This window comes from Okeania sp. (genome assembly GCF_035285525.1).
Taxonomy (GTDB): domain Bacteria; phylum Cyanobacteriota; class Cyanobacteriia; order Cyanobacteriales; family Microcoleaceae; genus Trichodesmium.
Genome location: NZ_JAYKGW010000237.1, coordinates 22470 through 29609 on the forward strand (window position 1 = coordinate 22470; position 7140 = coordinate 29609).

At 33.8% G+C, this 7140-nt stretch carries 2 protein-coding genes; both read left to right on the top strand.

Annotation, left to right across the window (positions count from 1 at the left end; genetic code table 11):
• The first annotated feature begins 142 nt into the window (after positions 1–142).
• Entirely contained in the window at positions 143–4819 is a 4677-nt protein-coding gene (locus VKJ25_RS22485) for a glycosyltransferase family 92 protein (protein WP_324238881.1), read from the top strand.
• A gap of 38 nt (positions 4820–4857) precedes the next feature.
• Positions 4858–6705, top strand: coding sequence for a methyltransferase domain-containing protein (locus tag VKJ25_RS22490; RefSeq protein ID WP_324238882.1), 1848 nt, complete (start codon positions 4858–4860; stop codon positions 6703–6705).
• The last annotated feature ends 435 nt before the right edge of the window (positions 6706–7140 follow it).

Consider the following 7140-nt stretch of genomic DNA (forward strand, 5'->3'; position numbering starts at 1 on the left):
CAAAATAATTGGGTTGCGCACTCCGCCTTTTAAGGGGAAATATTTTTGTAATGGGGCTGAAATCCCTGTTACAAAAATAACTGACTTGGTTTAAAGATACTAGCTCAATTAAGTTTAGTAGAAAAAATGTAGTAATAATCAAATGTCTAATCAAAGTCAAAACCAAAAACAATTAACTGAAGCTACACTACCAGCCAAAGTGGAAGTTTTAGACATTACTGTGTCTACAGTTGATTCCCAAAATTTATGGGGATTTTATATAGATAAACCAGTAAAGGGAGAAAAAATTGACTCGGGCAACCATAAAGTGGAAATAATGGGTTGGGTGTTGGGGAAAAGCTCTCCGGTGGTAGCGGTAGAAATAATTTGTAATGGTAAGATTCTCCAAACAGTACCTGTTGACCAACAACGCCTTGGTGTGGCTAAAGCTTTTCCCGGTGTTAAAGAGGCTAAAAACAGTGGGTTTTCTACCACAGTTAGAGTTCCTAAACAGGTATCTTCAAGGGAGTTGTTTCTGCGAGTCAGACTAAAAGATGAAAGCCTAATTCCTGTGGGAAAAATCAAAATCTGCTCAGTTGCATCTAAATCTATTGAGGAAGTAGATTCAAAAACATCGGCTCAAACTCCGTTGACACTACCCAAAGAAATAACCCAACGAACTTTGGGGACAGATTCAACAGTAGAAATAATTTCAGTTCATGTGCCCAAAACAGCAGGGACTACATTTAGAGAACAGTTGATACAAGCTTATGGAAAAGAACAAGTTTTTCTAGATTACAAAAAGCAACCAGTCGAGGAAGTATTATCAGAAATAAAATCTCTAAATATTAGAGCTATTCATGGTCATTTTAAGGTAGAAAAATACGACGATTATTTTCCTGAGGCCAAAAGAATTATCTGGATCAGGGAACCTATCAAGCGTTTGATTTCTAATTATTGGCATCAAGTGACACATTTCCAAAATAGAAAAGTCCTTTTGCATGAAGTTAAATTCGAGAAAAAAAAGTTAATAGAGTATGCTACTCGACCTGACATTAAGAATTTGATGTTTAATCATTGTGGCCAAAGAACTCTAGAAGATTTTTGGTATGTGGGAATCACAGAATTTATGGAGGAAGATTTAGTTGAAATTCAAACAAATATCGGATGGCCAAAAGTTAAACTTAGTAATCTAAATAAGCACAAATATTCCCAAAGTTATTCAGCTTTTGTGAAAGAGGTATTGTCAGATTCAGAAATGATAGAGCAACTAAAAGCTATCAATAGCCAAGATATAGAAGTTTATGAAAATGCCTTAATAATGCGAGCAGAAAGGATAAAAGATCGGTTAAAAACCCTACAGTCAAATAATCATAATTATCAACAGGAAAACAATAAATTACCAAAACAATTCACTAAAAAACCAGCAAAATCCAAAATTAAAATTCTAGATATTAGCTTGTTTGAAGTTGATTTCCAACATCTATGGGGATGTCGTATAGCTAGACCAAGAAAGGAGGGCAATAAGATAAAAATTAGGGGTTGGATTTTGGGAAAAAGCTCTCGGGTAGTGGCAATAGAAATAATTAGTAAAGGAAGTATTGTCCAAACAGTTCCTATTGATAAAAAACGTCTTGGTGTAGCTAAAGCTTTTCCCCATGTTAAAGAAGCTAAAAATAGTGGTTTTTTCACAACAGTTAGAGTTTCTCAAGAGGTATCCTCAAACGAGTTGTTTCTGCAAGCCAGACTAGAAGATAAAAGGCTGGTTCCTGTAGGAAAAATCAAAATCCCCTCAGTTACGTCTAAATCTATTGCTATTGAGGAAGTAGACTCGGAGACATCTGCTCAAACTCCTTTGGCACTACCCAAAGAAAAAACCGAGCTAGCTCAAGTTGAAATTCAAGATGTGGGTTTGTCCGAGCTTGATAATAAAAATTACTCTAGTTCAAATCTTGAGACAGATTCAAAAGTAGAAATAATTTCAGTTCATTTGCCTAAAACAGCAGGAACTACATTTAGAAAAATATTAGAGAAGGTTTATACTCCTGAGCAAGTTTGTAGTGACTACACAGGTTCAAAATTTTCAGAAGAATTATTAACTCAAATAGGTGAACCTAATACTAAGGTAATTCATGGTCATTTTCCAGTAACTAAGTATCAGAATATGTTTCTGGAGGCGAAGAGGATAATTTGGCTAAGAGAACCAGTAAAACGTTTACTTTCCCATTATATATTTGAGATAAATGTTCAGAAAAAAAGAAGATTCACAACTATAGAAAAAGAGAAAAAAAAACTCCTTAAATTTGCTAACAAAGACTACATGAAAAACTTAATGTCATACTACGTTAAGGACTTACAATATTTTTGGTTTGTTGGAATCCAAGATTTTTTTCAAGAAGATTTAGTGGAACTTCAACAAAAATTAGGATGGTCAAATATTGAATATTCTTATGCTAACAAAAATCCATCAAAAATCCATAAAAATTTTGTCAAACAGGTATTAGCAGATACAGAAATGATAGAGCAGCTAAGGGCTATTAATAGCCAAGATATAAAAATTTATGAAACCGCTTTAAAAATGCGAGCAGAAAGGAGGAAATATTTGTTGAAAACCCTAGCATCAAATAGTCATAATCACCAACAAGAAAACAATAAATTACCAAAACAGTTCTCTCAAACAACACCAAAAGCAAAAGTAGAAATTAAAGATATTAGCGTGTCCAAAATTGATTCCCAACGTCCTATTAAAAAGTATAGTTTAAGTATTTGTGGAATTATGAAAAATGAAGGTCCATATATCGTGGAGTGGTTAGAATTTCACAAGTTAGTTGGTGTGGAAAGATTTTATCTATATGACAATACCAGTACTGATAATACGATTGATGTTCTGCAACCTTATGTTGAATCTGGAGAAGTTATTTATTATTATTGGCCTCATAAACCAGGACAAATGTCTGCTTATTCTCATTGCTTAAAGAATCACAAATATGATTCAGAATGGATAGCATTTATAGATTTAGATGAGTTTTTGTTCCCTACGGTAGCAGATAAGATAACAGATATAATAGATGAGTTTTCTCAGGTTTCAGCTCTAGGAGTTAACTGGATGAACTTTGGTACATCAGGACATGAAAAAAAGCCTGAAGGATTGCAAATAGAAAACTTTATTAAATGTGCCAAAAAAAGTTTCGGTCCGAATAGACATATCAAATGTATTTTACGGCCAGAAAAAGCAGTTCGTCCACTAAATCCTCATCAGTTTGTATTTTCTCAAGGTCAGGTAGTCACAGAAAATAAACAACCAATCACAGGACCGATATCGTCAACACATTCTATTAAAAAAATCAGAATAAATCATTATACTACTCGCTCAAAAGAGGAGAGTATGAAAAAAATGATGCGAGGTAGGGCAACTAAGAATGAACAGAGACCTTGGTCGCATTTTGAATCTAAAGATAAGATATTTAATGAGGTAGAGGATTTAACGATTCAACGATTTGTTCCTAGACTAAAAATAGCGGTAGAAAAAATTCAGAGGCAAATAAATAAAGAACAATTTTTATCGGCAAAACCACAGATAGAAATTAATGAACCTTTGGTAACGGTAGGAAATCTAAATACAGTAGCGACAGAAAACGACCTATTATTGCTAGGTGGTTGGGTTGTGTCACTCAAGTATGGGTCTGCGGATAGCTTCAAGGTTTCTATTGATGGAACTGAGATATCTAATTTTCAACAGAATGTGGCTATTCCTAGTCCAGATGTTCAGAAAGTTCGTCGCCAACTCCAGGGTGCAGATAAAGCTCGTTTTCGTATCAAAATACCTCTGGAGCAACAACAACTTGAACAGTTTCAAGATTCTCTGGTTGTTGTAACTCCTATTTTTGAGGGTAATGAAGGTGCTGCTTTACGAGGTGTATTAAATCCTACTATTAAGACTCCTAAAAAAGAATACATTAAACAATTTGGCGATCCTCCCAATAACTTTAGTCATGCTGGTTTTAAATGGTTGGGTCATTTAATCGAAATAGGAGGTCTTCAACCGACAGATCATGTTTTTGAGTTGGGTTGCGGGATAGGAAGGGTTGCTTATGCTCTAGCTAACTATCTTAAACCAATAGCTGCTTACGAAGGTATTGATTTTCGGGAAAATGCTCTGTCGTTTGCTCAACAAGAAATTACTACCCGAAAACCTAACTTAAATTTCCGGAGGGAAAATGTTCATCACCCAATTTATAACCCCAATGGTGCTGTACCGGGAGTAGAATTTGTTCTTCCCTATCACAATTTCAGTTTTGATGTAGTTTACATTACGGATATGTTTACTCATCTGCAAATTTTGGAGATGCGACATTATTTGGAAGAAGTTCACCGAGTTTTGAAGTTTGAGGGTAGGTTGTTATTTGGATGTTTCCTGCTTAACTCGGAATCACAAAAATTAATTGCAGAAGGTCAAGTTTCTCAGAAACTGATTTATGAAGTGGAGGGTGGTTTGACTTTAGATTCAGAGTTACCAGAAAAAGGTACTGGTTTCTCAGAATCTTTACTGTTAAGTTTAGTAGAAGAGTGTGGGTTAAGGGTAGTAGGAAAATATTATGGTTCTTGGTGTGGACGTAAATCTTTTATTAATCAAGATTTGCTGGTTTTACAAAAAAAGACTCAGTTATCTCTAGAAAAACAGACAGAACTGAAACAGATATCTGAAACTAAAACTAATGAAACTAAGATGTTGAACTCAAAGTTAGATAACTACGAGAAAAATTTAGAACAATATAAGTCTAAATTAGAAAAGTTTCAGATAGAAATTGATGATTTAAAATTTAAAACTAACCAGAATTAAAGCAAATATTTATTATTGAGTATTCTGCCGAAAAATGAATGAAATCAACCAACCTAACGAATTACAATTTAGAAGAAGTAAAAGTAGAAGTAATTTCGATTCATGTACCAAGAACTGGTGGTACTGCATTTAAGAATGTTATTAGGCAGGTATATAGTTCAGAGGAAATTTTTTTTGACTATCCTCACAAAGGTCCGATTCGGAATCGGATGTTAAGTAAACCAAAACCGGAAGTCAAAATAATTCATGGTCATTTTCCGGCTCCAAAATATAATCAAAAATTTCCGGGTTCTAAAAAAATTATTTGGCTGAGAGACCCGATTAAACGGTTGATTTCTCTTTACTTTTTTTGGAAAAGTTGGCAAATATTAATAGCAAATGATGAGCAAAGTTTAAAAAATAATCAAGAAGCTAGTTTGAGTTTTATCGAATTTGTTGAACAACCGGAAATGCAGAATCTAATTAAGTTAAATTTTCTGCAAAATGAGCGGCTAAAAGATTTTTATTGGGTGGGTATTCAGGATTTTTTTGCTGAGGATTTACATCAATTATCTGTAATGTTAAATTGGGCAGATTATGAGTTAGAAACTCAAAAAAGTAATCCATACCCAGAATATAAGTTGTTAACAAAAGAAGTATTATCGAATCAAGAAATAGTTGATAAAATATCTGCTATGAATCAGGAGGATATAGAAATTTATCGAGAAGCATTAAGTTTGCGGGTGCGGCGTCAAAAAACTTCAGAGATAAAATACTATATTCAAAATAACTCTGGAAAAAAAAATATTATCCAGAAAAAAGGGAGAATTAATTGTTTACTTACTTGGGGTTCTATTGATCGGGTAATTGTTAAAAATCAAGTTTTACGTTTATCTGGTTGGGTTGCTTCTCTGGATGCTGGTATGGTGCAAGGTTTTAAAGTTTCTGTTGGGAATCAGGAGTTTAGTTTCTTTGAACAAACTTTGAATATACCTAGTCCAGATATTGAGAAGGTTCACTCTAGTTTATTTGGTGCAGGTAATGCTAGATTCCGTCTAAAAATACTTTTAAATAAACAAAAAATTAATCAAATAAAACATTCATTAATTTCTGTAATTCCTCTGTTTGAAAAAGGTGAGGGTATAGTTATATTGACTGCATTGACGCCTATTTTACCACTGCCAGATCGGAAATATCTAAAAATGATTGGAGAAGATAGTGCTCATCAGTTTATTTATCATTCTTTCAAGTTATTAGGAAGTTTAATTCAGAGATTAGGTTTACAACCAACAGACCATATTCTTGATGTTGGTTGTAATGTTGGTAAAGTTGCTTATTGCTTAGTTCATTATTTAGAACCTTCTGGTCGTTATGAGGGTTTTGATATGGTAGAAAATTTTATTTCTTGGACTCAAAGGGAAGTTACTACTCGTAAACCTAATTTTAATTTTAATTGGCATAATATTCATCATCGTCTCTACAATTATACAGGCAAAATATCTGCTAATAATTTTATTTTTCCTTATCCTGATGTTAGTTTTAATTGTGTTTGTGTTTCTCGTTTATTTACTCATTTACAAGGTTCAGGAGTTGGTCATTTTCTTGATGAAATATATAGAGTTTTACAACCAGGGGGTAGATGTTTATTAATCTGCTTTTTAGTTAATTTGGAAGCTGCAGAGTTGATTAGTAAGGGGAAGAGTTCTCAACAGTTTATTTATGAAATAGAGGATGGTTTGACTATAGATATTAATTTGCCGGAGAAGGGAATTGGGTTTAGGGAGAATATACTATTAGAATGGGTGGAGGAACGAGGATTTAGTGTTTTAGAAAGAGCTTATGGTTCTTGGTGTGGTCGGACTTCATCTATTAAGGAAGATTTGTTGGTTTTGGAAAAAAGTTTTTAAGAGGGAAAGGAATAAAGTGCATTTTAAAGGTCAAGAGTTAGTGGTGAATTTTTCTAACTATTGCGCAAATGAGAAGTTTCATTTTGTGAAGCACCCCAGTAGAGGTGATGAGTGATGAAATTTTCCCACTATTGTTCTATACGCAATAGTTAGTGCATTTTGTGAAGCACCCCAGTAGAGGTGATGAGTGATGAATTTTTCCCACTATTGCGTATAGAGCAATAGTTAGTGCATTTTCTTAAGCACCCCAGCAGAGGTGATGAGTGATGAATTTTTCTAACTGTTGCGCAAATGAGAAGTTTCATTTTGTGAAGCACCCCAACAGAGGTGATGAGTGATGAATTTTTCCACTATTGTTCTATACGCAATAGTTAATGCATTTTCTTAAGCACCCCAACAGAGGTGATGAGTGATGAATTTTTCCACTATTGTTCT

What these genes read in the sequence shown, in the direction of transcription:
- VKJ25_RS22490 (WP_324238882.1), top strand. Translation starts at nt 4,858, where the DNA reads ATGAAATCAACCAACCTAACGAATTACAATTTAGAAGAAGTAAAAGTA.
- VKJ25_RS22485 (WP_324238881.1), top strand. Translation starts at nt 143, where the DNA reads ATGTCTAATCAAAGTCAAAACCAAAAACAATTAACTGAAGCTACACTA.